11 protein-coding genes are annotated in these 16690 nt (G+C 50.8%); 7 read left to right on the top strand and 4 right to left on the bottom strand.

Annotated features, from left to right (window positions below; genetic code table 11):
• The first annotated feature begins 36 nt into the window (after window positions 1-36).
• From GZZ87_RS12460 to GZZ87_RS12450, 3 genes are all read left to right on the top strand, one after another.
• Window positions 37-1332: a dihydroorotase gene (locus tag GZZ87_RS12460; protein ID WP_178106553.1), complete on the top strand. Its 1296-nt coding sequence runs from the start codon at window positions 37-39 to the stop codon at window positions 1330-1332.
• A 3-nt stretch (window positions 1333-1335) separates the two neighbouring features.
• Window positions 1336-2301, top strand: a complete 966-nt coding sequence (locus GZZ87_RS12455) for a CPBP family intramembrane glutamic endopeptidase (protein WP_162025028.1) — start codon at window positions 1336-1338, stop codon at window positions 2299-2301.
• Window positions 2302-2394: 93 nt separating this feature from the next.
• On the top strand, window positions 2395-2943 hold the full coding sequence (locus GZZ87_RS12450) for a DUF4136 domain-containing protein (protein WP_162025029.1): 549 nt from the start codon (window positions 2395-2397) through the stop codon (window positions 2941-2943).
• A gap of 89 nt (window positions 2944-3032) precedes the next feature.
• Here GZZ87_RS12450 and GZZ87_RS12445 read toward each other — a convergent pair whose 3' ends face one another.
• On the bottom strand, window positions 3033-3542 hold the full coding sequence (locus GZZ87_RS12445) for a shikimate kinase (protein WP_162025030.1): 510 nt from the start codon (window positions 3540-3542) through the stop codon (window positions 3033-3035).
• Window positions 3543-3689: 147 nt separating this feature from the next.
• On the opposite strand from GZZ87_RS12445, the gene GZZ87_RS12440 reads away from it, so the two are divergent.
• The 4 genes from GZZ87_RS12440 to GZZ87_RS12425 all read left to right on the top strand — a co-directional run bounded on the left by GZZ87_RS12440 (window position 3690) and on the right by GZZ87_RS12425 (window position 9884).
• Window positions 3690-4376 (top strand): hypothetical protein, encoded by a 687-nt coding sequence (locus GZZ87_RS12440; RefSeq protein WP_162025031.1) that lies wholly within the window; start codon window positions 3690-3692, stop codon window positions 4374-4376.
• Entirely contained in the window at window positions 4334-5524 is a 1191-nt protein-coding gene (gene alr, locus GZZ87_RS12435; protein WP_162025032.1) for an alanine racemase, read from the top strand. The genes GZZ87_RS12440 and alr overlap by 43 nt, the downstream gene beginning before the upstream one ends.
• Before the next feature lie 149 nt (window positions 5525-5673).
• A complete protein-coding gene (locus GZZ87_RS12430; protein WP_162025033.1) occupies window positions 5674-8271 on the top strand; it encodes a PAS domain S-box protein in 2598 nt (865 codons plus the stop codon).
• Between the two features lie 107 nt (window positions 8272-8378).
• Complete coding sequence (locus GZZ87_RS12425) at window positions 8379-9884, top strand: pyruvate carboxylase subunit B (protein ID WP_162025034.1); 1506 nt, start codon at window positions 8379-8381, stop codon at window positions 9882-9884.
• A gap of 578 nt (window positions 9885-10462) precedes the next feature.
• Here GZZ87_RS12425 and GZZ87_RS12420 read toward each other — a convergent pair.
• The 3 genes from GZZ87_RS12420 to nifJ form a co-directional block, all read right to left on the bottom strand.
• On the bottom strand, window positions 10463-11416 hold the full coding sequence (locus GZZ87_RS12420) for a hypothetical protein (protein WP_162025035.1): 954 nt from the start codon (window positions 11414-11416) through the stop codon (window positions 10463-10465).
• A gap of 566 nt (window positions 11417-11982) precedes the next feature.
• A complete protein-coding gene (locus GZZ87_RS12415) occupies window positions 11983-12984 on the bottom strand; it encodes a dihydroorotate dehydrogenase-like protein (RefSeq protein ID WP_162025036.1) in 1002 nt (333 codons plus the stop codon).
• Window positions 12985-13017: 33 nt separating this feature from the next.
• Window positions 13018-16575, bottom strand: coding sequence for a pyruvate:ferredoxin (flavodoxin) oxidoreductase (gene nifJ / locus GZZ87_RS12410; RefSeq protein WP_162025257.1), 3558 nt, complete (start codon window positions 16573-16575; stop codon window positions 13018-13020).
• Between the last annotated feature and the right edge of the window lie 115 nt (window positions 16576-16690).

The raw sequence follows: 16690 nt of genomic DNA, 5'->3' as shown, positions 1-16690 counted from the left end.
AGTCGCGGACTGTTTCATTCTTCAATATTTCTCCACATGCCTGACATACTTTGGATCTCTGGAGGTCGCGTAATCGACCCCGCAAATAATCGCGATGCCATCGGCGACGTCTATATAATCGACGGAAAAATCTCTGACATTCTCACCGGCGATCAAAAACAATTCGCCAAAAAGATCGATGCGACTGGCCTCGTCGTCGCTCCAGGCCTAGTTGATATACACGTCCATTTTCGCGACCCTGGACAAACGCATAAGGAAAGCATCCTCACGGGCACTCAAGCCGCAGCGGCCGGTGGGTTCACCTCAGTGGTCTGCATGCCCAACACGAGTCCAGTGTGTGATAATGCCGGCACCATTCAACGCATCATCGACAAAGTCGCTCGCGATGCACTGATTAACGTTTATCCTACTGGCTGCCTAACACTCGGCATGGAGGGCGAACGCCTCGCCCCAACCGGTCAGCTAAAAAAGGCCGGCGTTGTCGCAATGACTGACAATGGTAAGTGCGTGCAAAGCAACGAAATCATGCGCCGTGCAGTGGAATATGCCAAAATGTTCGACCTCACCATCATGGATCACTGCCAAGACGAGACACAAACCGAAGGCGCAGTGATGAATGAGGGTGAATGGTCACTCCGACTCGGCCTACGCGGTTGGCCTAAATTTGCTGAAGATATCATGGTCGCGCGCAATGTGCTGCTGGCAGAACTCACTGGTGCTCGTATACATATGCAGCATGTCAGCTCAGCGACTTCGATCGATATCATTCGACGCGCAAAAGAGCGCAATGCTCCAGTCACTGCCGAAGCCTGCCCACACCACTTCTCGTTTATCGACGCCGATCTGCACGACTACGACACTAACTTTAAAGTCAACCCGCCATTGCGCACTGAAGTGGATCGCCAAGCAATTATTGATGGCCTCAAAGATGGCACGTTGGACTGCATCGCCTCCGACCACGCGCCACACAACGCCACAGAAAAGGACTGCGAGTTCGACATCGCTCCGTTCGGCATCATAGGCCTCGAAACATCGCTCGCAGCATCGCTCACCGCACTGTATCACAGTGGCAAACTGGGCCTAAGTGAAGTCGTGGCATTGATGACGAATAAAGCGGCAGCCATATGTAAGCTAGACGCCGGCACACTTAGCGGCGGAGTGCCAGCAGACATTTGCATATTCAACCCCGACGAAGAGCGGCGAGTCGATGCGAATCAGTTTCTCAGTAAATCACGAAATTGCCCGTGGCATGGTCAGGACCTGAAAGGTGCAATCAAAGCGACCTATGTCGACGGGAAACCAGTGTTCTACGGACAATCCATCTCTGCCTAGAAGATGCCCGTAGAATTGGACGCCGCCGCGACACTCGCGGGATTGATCTTCCTGGGAATCCTAGGCGGTAGTGCGGCCTTATGGATCGCGCATTTTCAGCGCCCGAAACTCAACTTTGAGTGCGAAGCAAATGTCCCCGCATGGACCATCGGCTGGATTAACTTCGGAATTTTCTTATGTGCGATAGTCATCAGTGTGGTCATCGCGCAGCTATTTGCTGGCGCAATGCTCCAACTCGCGGACCATTCGAGTGCGACTTCGCCCATTGAGATCTCGCGCGAAGTCATCGAAACAAGTAGGACCGACACTGAAAGTATCGAAGAGCCGTCCAGCGCCGAAAAACCAGAGCTGACACCCTGGATGGCAGTCGCCGCAGTGCTACTCTTACAGCTCCCATTGCTCGCAACCTTCTATGGCTTGCGTAAGTTCTATCCCGAGCACTTTGCTGGTCGACTCAACGTGCATGTCCTGTCGCTCAGGCAAGTGTTGGCTCAAGCGCTCCCCTTATTCATACGGTATCTACCTATTATTTGGATCGTGAGCTTCACCTGGTCAGGTCTACTCACGGTTCTACAACGCTATGGCATCATTGATGAATTCCCTCCACAAGAGCTCATCAAATTATTTACTAACGGCGGCGATCCGGTCGCAATCACACTGCTAGTCATTTGCGCTGTCATACTAGCACCATTGGCCGAAGAGACAATTTTTCGCGGCGGAATCTATCGCTTCCTCAAAAGCCAAACCACGAGACTGCCCGCACAAATCATTAGCGGTGCCATCTTCGCACTCATGCATGCGAATCTCATGTCATTCCTCCCTTTAGTGGTAGTCGGCGTATTATTGGCACGTGTCTATGAACGCTCGGGCAACATACTCGTGCCGATGTGCTTCCACGCCTGCTTCAACGGCTTTAGCTTGTTAATGCTCTACATAATGAACCACTCTTCCGTCCCGATGGGGCAGTAACATTGACAGAGTGGACAAGAAGTCACTCACGCGTCTTTACAAAATATTTTTAAACTCTATAACTCTCACAAAATTAACCCACAACACCGACATATGAAAAAAATCCTCGCTCTACTTTCACTCTGCCTTGGCATCGCACTACTCAGCGGTTGCTCCACCACCGGAAAAGTCGAATTACCCAAAGGCTCAAGCAAAGGCTATACCACGTATCGCCTGTATCGGGATGGCCCCTCCGACCCCAACTTCGCCAACCGCGAAGACGAGGTAAATAAAATCATCCAAGACGAACTGGCCCGCGAACTACAAGCGCATGGCCTCAAACGCTCACCCGAAGATGCCGAACTGATCGTCGCCTACCTAGTGGTCACTCAAACTACCGCCGTCACCACTGCTATCAGTAATTATTACATTAACTCTGGCTCGGACATCCTAAGTGAGGCACATCGCCGCATGTTAAAGAAAGACCTACCAGGCAGCTTCGAGCAAGGTGCACTGATTATCGACATTATCGACAAAAACACCGGCGACCTCATCTACAGAGACTTCGCCAAGCGTGAGATCCTCACATATCTGAACGTCGACGAACGCAATGCACGCGTTAAATCAGCCGTCAATGAAGCACTCGCTGCATTCTTTAAATAGACATCCTATCGTCTAACATCATTTTACAAAGAAGCTGCTGGCCTCGCGCTAGCAGCTTTTTTTGTGTGAACACCAAGCGATGCGACGAACTAAAAGCTAGTCATAAGTCCAGCGACTTCATGAACCAGTTCATGCAAGGGTTTGCATCCACAATCGACCACACAATCTGCATACTGATGATACAACGACTGGCGAGTGGATAACAGCTCCTCAAATGTCATACCTGGTTCAAATACGACCCCACGCTCGGCTAGGTCGCCAATTCGAGCGCGCACCACCTCAAACGATACATCCAAAAACACCACACGCCCAAGTGCCTTCAAGTGTGCCATTGCCGCAGGGTAATAGACAGCACTCCCACCCGTAGCGATCACTGTGCGCTCACACTCGACCGAGCATAAGACACGCTCCTCTAGTGCACGGAAACCTGCCATCCCCTGGGATTGTTGATATTCCTGTAGGCGCATATCGACTTCAGCCTGAATCACCAAATCGGTATCCATGAAGCTCATTGTTAAATGCTTCGCGAGTAAGACGCCTAAAGTGCTTTTACCGCAGCTAGGCATACCGATGAGAACTAGGTTACTTGGAGTCGTCATAATCAATCAAAGGGTAGAACAGAGAGTCTAGGTCGCGCGTGGCAACTAAAACAACTCAATTTGAACTTCTGCACGATCGACAACCTTCAGTGTCACCACCCCACTCTCAACTTGCCAGCCTCCATTGTTTCAGTTCCGATACGGTCAATGACACCCAATCCAGCAACGACTCCGCCCAAAGCACCCACACTCGTCATCGACGGTAGTGGCTCTGCCGTATTCGCTGGCGTGCTAGACCAAGACGGGAACTGGCTCTCCAAGTCCGAGTTCGATGGCACACCACTCGAAAGCCTCTTTCCTGCGGTCGAAGCCACGCTCGTAACCGCGCAGATCTCGCTCTCCGACTTACGCAGCTTCATCTACTGCGAAGGCCCTGGCTCCGTCTTAGGCTTACGACTTTGCGCAATGGCGATTGAGACATGGAGCCGCCTGCACCCCGAATCCGCGCACTACTACGCTTACAATAGTCTGCAGCTCACTGCCGCACTCATCTGCGCGGATACACCAGGGATCGACAACGCACTACTCGTCTCTGATTGGAAAAAAGGCGCGTGGAATGCCGTCAAAATCAACCAAGGTGAACCTGGCTCAACGGAAGTCGCCGACGATGCCATGATCGCCGGCTGGACTGGCCCACTTTACCACCTGCCCCAACGCAAGGGCTGGCAAAAGCCGCCTGTTGGCGCCAGCACCGTCGAATATTGCCCTCAGCGCTTAGCTGAAGCGCTCGACCAACTCAAGCCGACCACAGGCGTCGAACTGTATGCATCAGGCATCAATGTATTCCAGAAATGGACACCCGAACGGCACCGCGCACCGACTCCACAACCTTAATTCTATATTTTAACATTACGAATTTACCACATCGCTGTTGGGCGGAGATCGATCTCGCCGCATTTGAACGCAACTTGAAACGCATTCAAGCCGCGCTACCATCAGGTGTGCGCTACGTCTCCGTCGTCAAAGCAGATGCCTATGGCCATGGCATGCCACAAATGGTGCGTCGACTCATGCAGAGCGGCGTCGATTATTTCGCAGTCGCCAACGTGCACGAAGCCGCCGACATCCGCCACATGGGCAAAGGTTGGCCCATTCTAGTCCTCAGTCCCCTGCTGCCGGAAGAAGACAACGACCTGGTCGACTACGACTTAATCGGCACGGTTAGCACACGCGAAGAAGCCGAACGCTTTAACGCCCTAGCTGAAAAACGCGGCACCTCGATTCAAATACACCTGAAAATTGATACAGGCATGGGGCGACTCGGCGTCTGGCACGAAGAGGCACTTGCCCTACTCGACATCGTCAAGAACCTTCCACACCTCTCTCTGAAAGGAATTTATACACACTTTTCCAGTGCTGATAGCGACCGCGCTTTCACACGACTTCAGCGCGACCGATTCCTAGCCGTGCTCGAACAGACTGATACCACAGGTCTGCTAATCCACGCAGACAATTCAGCGAGCCTCAATTCATTAAGCGGCGAGAGTCCGTTTAATGCAGTTCGAGTCGGCCTGCTACAACTCGGGATACCGCCATACCCAGACTCCGTCCTAGGTCGCGTTGAAGTTGAACCAGTATTCAGCTTCCATACGCGCATCGGTATCGTCAAAGATCTGCCAGTAGACACCGACATTAGCTACGGTCGCAGCCATCGCTTAACGCGTGATACTCGTATCGCGGTTCTCACCGCAGGCTATGGCGACGGCATTCCACTCGAATTGAGTAATGCCGGTGCGGTTCTAATCAACGGGCAGCACTGTCCGATCCTTGGCCGCGTGACAATGGATCAAACCATCGTCGATGTAACAGACCTAGACGGGTGCATCCAGTCTGGCGACCACGCGATACTGATTGGGCGTAGTGGCGGAGCCGAAATCACTGCCACAACCTTCAGCGAAACCGCAGGAACCATCCCATGGGAAGCACTCTGCTCCATCACCAAACGAGTCGAACGTGTCTACGTTGGTTCGCGCGAAATCTAGAGATCAACGACTCTTTTATCGTGGTAATTCGATACAGCAAAGTATGCATACCGCATTAATAAGAATTGCCTATAGCAATACACTAATAGTATAGATAAGTCCTTATTGATGCCTGACCTAAAAGCATGATGACAGGCTAACATTTTTCAATGAACCCTACGTCAAAACGCCACTTCCTAACACTTGGTTCACTGGTAATCCTTGCAATTATCCTACTAGGACTGACGGAATTCCTCTTAATAAGAGAGACCCTGACTCCAGAAGAAACAAAGCAAGTAGTCATTGTCACAATGCTAAAAGCGGCAGCAGTCGCCTTCCCGCTCCTACTAGTTGCAATCTGTATCCTCAATCGCCAAGAAAGCAGGCAAGTCGAAGCCTTACGTAACTCAATCGCGCAGTCCACCAAGGAAGAACGCACACGCAATCAAAACATCCTCGAAGGCACGGAAGCTGGCACTTGGGATTGGGACTTAACAACCAGCGAGCTAGTGCTCAATGAACGCTGGGCTGAAATCATAGGATATACCCTGCAAGAGCTACAACCGCATAACAGCAAGACATGGGAGAAGACACTCCACCCAGATGATCTAAAAGTTGCTCAAACACAGATCGAGCAACATTTATCAGGCACCTTGAGCTATTATGACGTTGAGTTCCGGCAACGCCACAAAAACGGGGAATGGAAATGGGTCAATGCACGTGGTAAAATTACCGAGTGGTCTGACGAAGGCGTGCCACTGCGGATCAGTGGCACACATTTAGACATCACTGAGCGTAAAATGGCCGAAGCATCCAACGAAGCAAACCGCCAAATTCTAGAGAACGTATTTGATGCGACCTCAGGAATCTCAGTCATCGCAACAAACGAAAATGGAATCATTACACTCTTCAACTCCGGAGCCGAACATATGCTCGGTTATGGTGCGGATGAAATTATAGGTAAAACGACTCCATTTTTATTTCACATCGAGTCAGAATTAACAGAGCGAGGTTTAGCAATCCACAACGTTCAGGATAAAACACCTACAGCATACATGGAAAAAGTGCTCGAGGTCGGCAAAGAACATCCCGAATGGACTTACAAGTCTAAGGATGGCAAGCTGTTCCCCGTTAAACTAAGTATCACGGCCACCTACAATAAAACTGGTAAACTCACTGGCTACCTCGGAGTCGCCATGGATATATCAGATCGTAAACGAGCCGAATCCAAGCTCAGCGAATCGAGGGGTATCTTACAAAAAATCCTCGATACGATTCCTGTGCGTGTGTTCTGGAAGGACATCAATAGCGTCTACCTAGGAGGTAACCAACTCTTCGCAGAAGACGCAGGCAAGCAGTCCGCCGATGAATTGAAAGGACTGACAGATTATCAAATGGGTTGGCCTGATCAAGCCGATGCGTTTCGCGACGACGACTCCGAGGTCATGCAAAGTGGACGCTCTAAGCTCAATTTCGAAGAGCCTCAAGGTCGCCCCGATGGCAGCATCAACTGGCTCAAAACTTCTAAAATTCCACTACGTGATGAAACAAATACAATCATCGGTGTCCTCGGCACATACGAAGACATCACCAAGATAAAGGAAGCCAAGGAAGACCTCGTTAAAGCAAAGGAAGACGCTGAAGCTGGCAGTCGAGCCAAAGATGAGTTTCTCGCCATCATGAGCCATGAAATGCGCACCCCCTTGAATCCAATCATTGGCTTTGCAGACATCCTACGACAGAGCATTACCACCGAACCTGAAATCGAATATATTGATACGATCATCAATGCAGCAAATCGACAATTATGTCTAATCGATGATATTTTAGAATACATGCGCATCAACGGCGGTAAGGTCGCACCAAGCCCAGAGGCGTTCAACCTGACTGATCTTTGCGAGCTTGCAGTTTCCGATGCAAAAGCTTTTGCAGGCTCACTCAAACTGAACTTCGAAGCTCCAAAGGAAGATTCTCCTGACGACTTTACCGTCGAAAGCGATCTAATGATGCTGCGTCGGATACTCGACAACCTGATCAATAATGCCTGCAAATACACCCACGAAGGTAGTATTACGGTATCCCTAAAGCGATCTGTGACCGAAGATCAGACCTTCATCATATCAGTCTCCGACACAGGCATCGGCATAGATGCGCAGAGCCAACAAATGCTGTTCGATGCATTTAGTCAGGCAGACAGTTCCTACACTCGCAAACATGAAGGCCTCGGCCTCGGCTTAGCCATTTGCAAAAAACTCCTGACAATATTAGGCGGCAAAATCGAAGTTGAAAGCGTTATCGGTATCGGATCGACCTTCACCGTTTATCTCCCGCTCAAGGAATTAAAGACAGAAACAGCCGAACGCAGTCACCCCAGCACCTTGAATGCCCCAAATGTATTCGAAAAGCCCTGCAATGTCTTAGTCGTTGATGACCAATCTGATAATCGATTAATCGCCCGCGCTTACATTGAATCTTTTGGTGGCCACGTCACAGACGTGGCAAATGGCAAAGAGGCCGTCACTCTCTGCAGCCAGCAAGCATTCGATGTTATATTAATGGACTTAGCCATGCCCATCATGAACGGCAAGGAAGCCACCATACACATCCGTAACACCGACAACCCAAATCAGCACACCCCGATCATCGCCGTTACCGCTGATGTCACCCCCAAGGTGCAAGACGCCTGCATCGCAGTCGGCATGCAGCACTATATGAGCAAACCAATCAACGCACATGAACTATTTGAGCACATAAACGAATCGATCTAAATCGAGCACCGATTCAGCCTATTGCAGCATGAATCATCGATAATATCTTCAAAAAAACTTGCAACGAGCCATCTCACACTATTAAGTTCCGCTAATCCTACGTTTATATGAAATCAGTCCAGCTTAACAACAACGTCCTCCGTGACGGTCATCAAAGTCTCGCAGCAACACGCATGCGGACCGAACAAATGCTCCCAGTTTGTGAGCAATTAGACAACTGGGGCTTCGGCGCCTTGGAAACATGGGGCGGTGCGACCATCGACTCCGGTTTGCGCTTCCTTGACGAATTCCCATTCGATCGTCTCGACGCATTGAAGAAGGCTTGCCCGAAGACACCGCACATGATGCTGCTTCGCGGGCAAAATATCGTGCAATATGCTCACTTCCCAGATGACGTCGTCACCGCCTTCATTAAGACAAGTGCGCAGCACGGAATGAACATTTTCCGTATTTTTGACGCGCTCAATGACACGCGTAACATGAAATGTGCGATCGATGCCTGCCGGGCAGCGGGCGCACAGGCACACGGCACGATCTGCTTTACCAGCAGCCCCGTCCACTCTGCCAAAAAGTTCATCGAAATGGGTCTCGAACTTCAAAAGATGGGTTGCCACGCCATCGTGCTGAAGGACATGGCCGGTCTCATCGCTCCTATCGAGACATTCGAGATCATCGACGGTCTGAAGAAGACCCTGAAAATTCCAGTTTGGATCCACACACACGACACAGCAGGTCTAGGTGCTAGCACTTATATGTCTGCGATCGATGCAGGTGTGGATGCGATTGACCTTTCAGTCTCACCATTCGCCAACGGCACCGGTCAACCAGATACGACTCGTATGCTCGCCATGCTCAAGGGACACGCACGTTGCCCTGATGTCAGCGAAGCACAGCACAAAGCACTTAAAGACATCCGCAGCTACTTGGAAGGTCCTTATAAGGAGCTCAGCGCATTCACAAGTCACACCAACGAGATTATCGATACTGATACACTCGAATACCAAGTGCCAGGCGGCATGCTCTCGAACTTCCGCACACAGCTCAAAGAGCAGAAGATGGAAGATAAGTTCGAAGATGTCTTCCGCGAAATCCCAGTGGTGCGTGAAGCGCTCGGCTGGATCCCGCTCGTGACACCAACGTCTCAAATCGTCGGCATGCAGGCCTTCCTGAACGTCAAGTTTGGCCGCTGGAACAAGATCTCTCCACAAGCTGCCGATATCGCACTCGGCTACTACGGTCGCACACCCGCGAAGGTCTCAACTGAACTGCAAGAGCTCGCCTCCAAGCAGTCAGACAGAGAGCCGATCACTTGCCGTCCTGTCGAATCTCCAAAGGCTGTCCACAAGCACATGGACGACCTGCGCAAGGAGCTCCAAGACAAGAATATGCCAAGCGACGACGAGCACTGCGTCATCTACGCAATGTTCCCACAACAGCTGGAAACACACTTCAAAAACAAGGACAAGCCAGCCAAGGTCGACGTCCCTGCTGCAGCCGCAAAAGCAGCAGCAACTCCAGCAGCGGCAGCACCTACTAGCGGTGGCCCAGTAAAACGCTACGCCCTCAATGTAAACGGCAAGCGTATCGAAGTCGGCGTGGAAGAAATCGTTTAGTTAGACTTCACTTCACACAAAAGGCCGCTCCTCATGGAGCGGCCTTTTTTTTGGCTCATCGTCGATGACAGAGAGCGGACTCGTTGGGCGGTGAATCACTGAGATGGAACGAAGCTAAATTGCGTTGTGGCACGGGCTTCTCGCAGAGAGCCTGTTTTGCGTTGTCGAAGACATGCTCTACTGCCATTCGATCAGCTCATGCTTACAAACCAACAGAAGGACGCATGCACCACAATTTTTGAATCAGAGAGTCCCAGTGTGCGGTAAGCCTCAACTGCTATCCCGCGAATCGACGATGAAGCTTTTTTGGGGGTTCGCCGTCAAAGACAGATACCTAGCTTCAACAGTATTTACAGGCATTTGCACACGTGCGGTCTTCGCGAAACAAAGGCCCGACATCGTGCCAACTTAAGCTCGGCGGAACAAGTAAACTCCCACGCTTTCGTTGTGCAGCGCTTAGAGCCACGTCAATTGCCGCCAACTTAGCGAGAGGCACAGACGACATAAAGCACTCATGTTCAGCTCCGAACTCCAGCATTCTAACGACTCGCTACACAACCATGGTTCATCGACGAACCCTAGCCTCCAAACATGCCAGAGATCTTACCGAGAAAGCCGCGGCGCTCAGATGCAGGAATCCCGAATTTCGCCCGCGCTAACACAGCAGCAACACGCTCACGGCGCGGCTCGTTAATCGCAATGAAATAGCGCTCCACCTCACCACTCGTCTTGCAAACTTGCTCAAGATCTGCGGCCTCTTTAGTGAACCACGCGCAGAGCGCATCAAAATGAACCATCGCCTGCTTTAAAGCGGTATCTACGATATCTTGCCCCGCACGCTTGCGTAACATTTCTTCGTCATCTGTCAAAGCAACCCCCGCTTGGCTAAGTAACTCAAGTTGAATCGGCTGATCGAGGTCACGGGCAATCAGCCCCACGGCTTCAGCAAGGTGTAGGTTGCGCTCTGTCCGACGATACGGAAGGTGCTTTACGATACTTGGCTCATCTACAAGAGCCAAACCATTAAGGAAGGACTTCAGATCGCCGCCAAGCAACATACTAGGTGACATATCTTGGCCATAATGGATTGCTTGAATCAGAGTTTCGATGCCCTCTGCCTTTAACAGCTCTTTAGTTTCAGGCGAAAAGTGAATAAACTCAGCAGGATAGTTCTCAGGAATCTCCAACTTCTCAAGAATCCGCTCAAACGCATCATCGATCTCGCTCCCCACCTCGACAGTATCCGCCATATCAGAAAAAGGATCATCAAATGCCAATGTTTCGCGCAGGATGTCCATCAACTTCTTAATACGGCTCATCTTACCGACGAGACCAGGCACAGACTGGAGCTCCTCGAAGTCATATTCGATATACTTCGAGGGGGTTTCATCACTCCCCTTAAAAGGCCAAGTAATACTGGCATTCTGACCTAGAATTGCGATTTCGGTATCGATCAAGATCGAATTTAAAAAACGCTGACGCAGGTGCTCCCACTCCTCTGCAGAATATCTATCGGATGTATCTTGTATCATTATTAAAATTTAAATTGGAACTTTGAACGCTCAGGATCGCTTCAGCAATACTTCAATAATCATCACGCACATAATTTTCTATACCTAGACTTGTCACGAGATGGACGGGAAGTTCAAGTTGTAACTGCAGGGCACACAACAAATATAGCACACTTTAGCTATTTCTGGAAGAAGGGCAGATGCAGTATCGGAATCCGATGCTCAAGAGTGTAACGCTTATGGTAAGTTTTTGACGGACATAGCGAGCGAAGCCTGTTAGGACTGTCCTATCAAGATGAGGCGTGCTTGGGGTGCGAGTCGCTGACACGCTGCGATATGCACGTAAGTCAACAATCTCAGAAGTAGAATATTTTAGGACTCCATCACCTCAACCTTTACTTCATAATGAAGCATAAGATTAAGAGCGTCGCAGTCACACAACTAATTTACTTAGACCCCAGTAATTTTGAGACAGCGCTCCGATCGTGATCGCCACAGATCTTCTAGCTTTACCTATTTCTGACTGAACAGATAACCATAGATTTCAAATGAGTTGAGACGCATAAAGAGGTGCCCCAATCACCTGATCAATGTTTCGGCCGCCAACTCTTCAGCACACGCATGTAATTCGCACGCTCCAAGGCCTCTGGGTCTGGCGCACGATTATAATTCATGCACCCACGCATCTGATCCACTGATTCATACTCATGCTCAGTCATCCATTGCTCCATTTCAGTGAATATATCAGCAATACGAGCCGGCCCATTAATCAACAGCGTCGAAACCATTTGCACAGAATTCGCTCCAGCCATGATTGCCTTCACTGCATCCACTCCTGTATGCACCCCGCCCGACACTGACAGGTCACAGGAGATGCGGTCACTCAGTAAGGCCAACCAACGTAAGCGCTGACGCAATTCATTCGAGAACGAGAGGTCGAGCGAAGGCCGCACGCTGAGGTCTTCAATATCGAAGTCCGGCTGATAAAAGCGATTAAACAGCACCAAACCATCCACTTTTGCCGCGCAGAGACGGTTTGCAAAATGAGGCAGTGCCGTAAAATTTGGTGACAATTTCACCGTCAATGGAATGGAGATTCGCGACCTTACGGCTTCGACGATTCGGAGGCAGCGGTCTTCCAGCACTGACGCACTCTCTTCTAAATCTGTCGCCAGAAAATACAGGTTCAACTCCAATGCGTCCGCACCCGATTGCTCCATCAGACTCGCATACGTAACCCACTCGCCTTCGCGCGTGCCGTTAAGCGACGCGATGACGGGCACTTCCACAGCAGACTTCACCTTCTGTAGCTGCTCCAAATAAGCCTCCACATCGCGCTCCAAAAGCTGGTTCACTTCTGGGAAATACGAGGCCGCTTCTGCAAAGGAATTCTCATACGCTCCGATGTGCGCCTCAGAGCCGAGCATGTTCTGCGTGATCTGCTCTTCAAAGAGTGAATACATTGTAATCGCAGCGGCACCCGAATCTTCGAGTTTGCGCACTTTATCGAGGTCATCTGCCAACGGAGATGCGCCGACGATAAGTGGATGTTTGAGTTTAAGACCGAGGTATTCTGTTTCGAGATTCATAACAAAGGCTGTGTTGGAAAGTATACTGTCGGATTAAGCGTCGTCGCTCTCCTCTTCAGGTTTCGGATAAGGCGTAGCGAGACGTTCGTGAAGCGCATAGCGCTCATTAACAAAGTCCTGAGCCATGCGGCCAAGTTCCTTCGCGCGTTCGGGATCTTTCATCTTCAACATCCGGAAGCGTGCCTCATTATCCGTATAGGTGTAAAGCGGCTCCTTCGGTGGACGCGAATCCAGCTTGAGTGGATTCAGTCCCGACTCTCCACGTTGTGGATCGAAACGATACAACGGCCACGAGCCAGTGCTGACTGCCAGCTTCTGCTGCTCCATGCCTTGCGCCATATTATAACCATGAGCGATACAGTGGCTGTATGCGATAATCAGTGATGGCCCAGGATGGCGCATCGCTTCGTAGATCGCGTTGACCGTCTGCGTATCCTTTGCGCCCATCGCGACACGTGCCACATAGACATTGCCATAATTCATAGCGATCATGCCAAGATCCTTCTTACCGACAGCCTTACCAGACGCGGCGAACTTCGCAATCGCACCAATCGGAGTCGACTTACTTGCCTGCCCGCCAGTGTTGGAATACACCTCGGTATCAAGCACCATGATATTCACATTGCGCCCAGACGAGAGCACGTGATCGACACCGCCAAATCCGATATCATAGGCCCAACCATCACCGCCGATAATCCAGACAGACTTCTCGACTAGATAATCAGCCAAATCGAGCAATCGCTTTGCAGCAACACCTTCGATGGTCACTAGAACACTCTTGAGTTGATCCACACGCTCACGCTGTGCAGCGATTCCGGCTTCATCCGATTGATCGGCCTCAAGTAGTGCCGCAACAAGCGCAGCATCTAACTGACCGCTAAACTGACTGAGCATATCACGGGCAATGACAGACTGCTTATCGACTGCGACACGCATCCCGAGACCAAACTCAGCATTGTCCTCAAACAGTGAGTTCGCCCAAGCTGGCCCGCGTCCTTCGCTATTACAGGTGTAAGGTGTCGTCGGCAAATTACCGCCATAGATCGACGAGCAACCGGTGGCATTCGCCATCAACAAACGGTCTCCGCAAATCTGCGTCAGCATCTTTAAATACGGCGTCTCACCGCAACCCGCGCAGGCACCAGAGTATTCAAACAACGGCTCCTTGAACTGGGTGAATTTCACATCATCCTTCAGCGTAGCGCGGTCTGGATGTGGCAAATCGAGGAAGAACTTGTAACTCTCGCGCTCTTCGTCCAACAACGGCGCTTGCGTGCGCATGTTGATCGCTTTCTCGCGTGGGTTGCTCTTGTTCTTCGCAGGGCAGACTGCCACACAAAGCGAACAGCCAGTGCAGTCCTCTGGTGCCACTTGGATGGTGAATTTCTTATCAGGGAAATTACGCACCTTGAAATCAACAGAGCGGAAACAATCTGGTGCGCCGTCCAGCTCAGCAGGATCGTAGAAATTCGAACGAATCGCAGCGTGCGGACAAGCCTGCACACACTTATTACATTGGATACAAACCGCCGGATCCCAGATCGGAATTTCCTGTGCAATATTGCGCTTCTCCCACTTACTGGTGCCAACATCCCACACGCCGTCGGGACGGAAGACACTGACAGGCAATTGATCACCCTTATTCTGCAGCATCACCGAAGTCACATGCTGCACGAAGTCTGGAGCCTCGGTAGGCACCACTGGCGGCAACTCCAATTCAGAAGAAACAACCGTAGGCACCTCGACTTCATTCAATGAAGCAAGCGTCTGGTCGACTGCAGCGAAATTCTTCTGCACCACGTCCGCCCCCTTCTTGCCGTAAGTCTTCTCAATTGCACCTTTGATCTGCTCAATCGCAGCATCACGTGGCAGCACACCTGAAATCGCGAAGAAACAGGTCTGCATGATCGTGTTAATGCGTCCACCCATACCTGCGGCACGCGCCACGGCATAGCCATCGATCACATAAAATTTCAGCTGCTTCTCAATGATCGCAGCTTGCACGGTGCGCGGCAACTGGCTCCAAACCGTGTCTGCCGAATGAATCGAGTTCAGCAAGAACACTGCTCCTGGTGCCGCATAATCGAGCACATCGTATTGATCCAAGAACTGCGCTTGGTGACAGCCAACAAAACTTGCATTTTGAATCAAATACGGCGCACGGATCGGCTCAGGGCCGAAACGTAAATGCGAAATCGTGACTGCGCCGGATTTCTTCGAATCATATACAAAGTAACCTTGCGCAAAATTGTCGGTCTCTTCACCGATGATCTTAATCGTATTCTTATTGGCACCCACGGTGCCATCCGAACCAAGACCGAAAAAGACAGCGCGGATCACATCATCTTTTTCTAAGTCAAAGTCCGTATCCACTGTGAGCGAGAGCCCAGTGACATCGTCATTGATGCCGACGGTAAAGCGGCGCTTCGGCTTGGTTTCAAGCAACTCATCAAACACAGCCTTCGCCATTGCTGGCGTAAAGTCTTTCGAGCCTAAACCATAGCGACCGCCGATGATTGTCGGGCAGAACGAATCTGCAACGATGCCCGATTGACGCGCTTCTTCAACCGCAGCCATTGTCTCAACGAGTAATGGCTCACCCATCGCACCTGGCTCCTTACAACGATCCAATACTGCAATATGACGCACACTCTGCGGAATCGCAGCCATGAAGCGTTTCAGATCCAATGGACGGTAGAGGCGAATCTTTAACACACCCACTTTACGACCATTCGCGTTTAAATAATCCGCAGTCTGCGTAACCGTCTCTGAGCCTGAGCACATGATGATTACCAGCTCTTCAGCATCTTCTGGCCCTTCGTATTCATACAGCGAATACTTGCGCCCAGTCAGCTCAGCAAATTTATCCATCTCTGCTTCGACGGTATCCGCACATGCATCATAGAATGGGTTACTCGCTTCACGTGCTTGGAAAAATACATCCGGGTTTTGCGCTGTGCCGCGAATCGTAGGATGATCGGGTGATAAACAGTTCGCACGGATGCGTGCAATCGCCTCAGGGTCGATCATGGCATCAATAGTCGCATCATCAATGACCTCCGCTTGGTTGATCTCATGCGATGTGCGGAAACCATCAAAGAAGTGCATAAACGGCACACGGCACTTCAGAGTCGCAGCATGTGCAATCAGCGCGATATCCGCAGCCTCCTGCACACTATTTGAGGCCAACATCGCAAATCCTGTTTGGCGGCAGGCCATCACATCTGAGTGATCACCAAAAATCGATAATGCGTGTGTTGCCAACGCACGCGCACTCACATGCATACAAAACGGCGTCAACTCTCCCGCAATTTTATACATATTTGGGATCATCAGCAACAAGCCCTGCGAGGCCGTAAACGTCGTCGATAACGCCCCCGTTTGTAGCGCACCATGCAGTGCACCTGCTACGCCCGCCTCGGACTGTAATTGCACCACTTCAGGCACATCACTCCAAATGTTCGGTCGATTGGCGGCAGCCCACTCGTCGCAGACTTCGCCCATACTGGTCGAGGGGGTAATAGGGTAAATGGCGATGACCTCTGAGGCGCGGTATGCAACGGAAGCAACAGCCTCATTCGCATCAACCATACAAGCAGTTCTGCTAATTTTATTTCTATTCACGATAAGTTTTACTAAAGTGGGGTTGGCTTTAAGTCAAGGAACTCTAATTCGATAAATCAGATGTGCAGAGTAGCTGCTGCGA

This window comes from Lentimonas sp. CC4 (assembly GCF_902728235.1).
Taxonomy (GTDB): Bacteria; Verrucomicrobiota; Verrucomicrobiia; order Opitutales; family Coraliomargaritaceae; genus Lentimonas.
The sequence above is the reverse complement of the archived record's forward strand: the minus strand, read 5'-3'. Positions and strand labels throughout refer to the sequence as shown.

Excerpts from the sequence above, each read along its gene's own strand:
- nifJ (WP_162025257.1), bottom strand. The coding sequence starts at position 16,575 with ATGGTTGATGCGAATGAGGCTGTTGCTTCCGTTGCATACCGCGCCTCA.
- GZZ87_RS12425 (WP_162025034.1), top strand. The coding sequence starts at position 8,379 with ATGAAATCAGTCCAGCTTAACAACAACGTCCTCCGTGACGGTCATCAA.
- GZZ87_RS12445 (WP_162025030.1), bottom strand. The coding sequence starts at position 3,542 with ATGACGACTCCAAGTAACCTAGTTCTCATCGGTATGCCTAGCTGCGGT.
- GZZ87_RS12420 (WP_162025035.1), bottom strand. The coding sequence starts at position 11,416 with ATGATACAAGATACATCCGATAGATATTCTGCAGAGGAGTGGGAGCAC.
- GZZ87_RS12455 (WP_162025028.1), top strand. The coding sequence starts at position 1,336 with ATGCCCGTAGAATTGGACGCCGCCGCGACACTCGCGGGATTGATCTTC.
- GZZ87_RS12440 (WP_162025031.1), top strand. The coding sequence starts at position 3,690 with ATGACACCCAATCCAGCAACGACTCCGCCCAAAGCACCCACACTCGTC.
- GZZ87_RS12430 (WP_162025033.1), top strand. The coding sequence starts at position 5,674 with ATGAACCCTACGTCAAAACGCCACTTCCTAACACTTGGTTCACTGGTA.
- GZZ87_RS12460 (WP_178106553.1), top strand. The coding sequence starts at position 37 with ATGCCTGACATACTTTGGATCTCTGGAGGTCGCGTAATCGACCCCGCA.
- GZZ87_RS12415 (WP_162025036.1), bottom strand. The coding sequence starts at position 12,984 with ATGAATCTCGAAACAGAATACCTCGGTCTTAAACTCAAACATCCACTT.
- alr (WP_162025032.1), top strand. The coding sequence starts at position 4,334 with ATGGACACCCGAACGGCACCGCGCACCGACTCCACAACCTTAATTCTA.
- GZZ87_RS12450 (WP_162025029.1), top strand. The coding sequence starts at position 2,395 with ATGAAAAAAATCCTCGCTCTACTTTCACTCTGCCTTGGCATCGCACTA.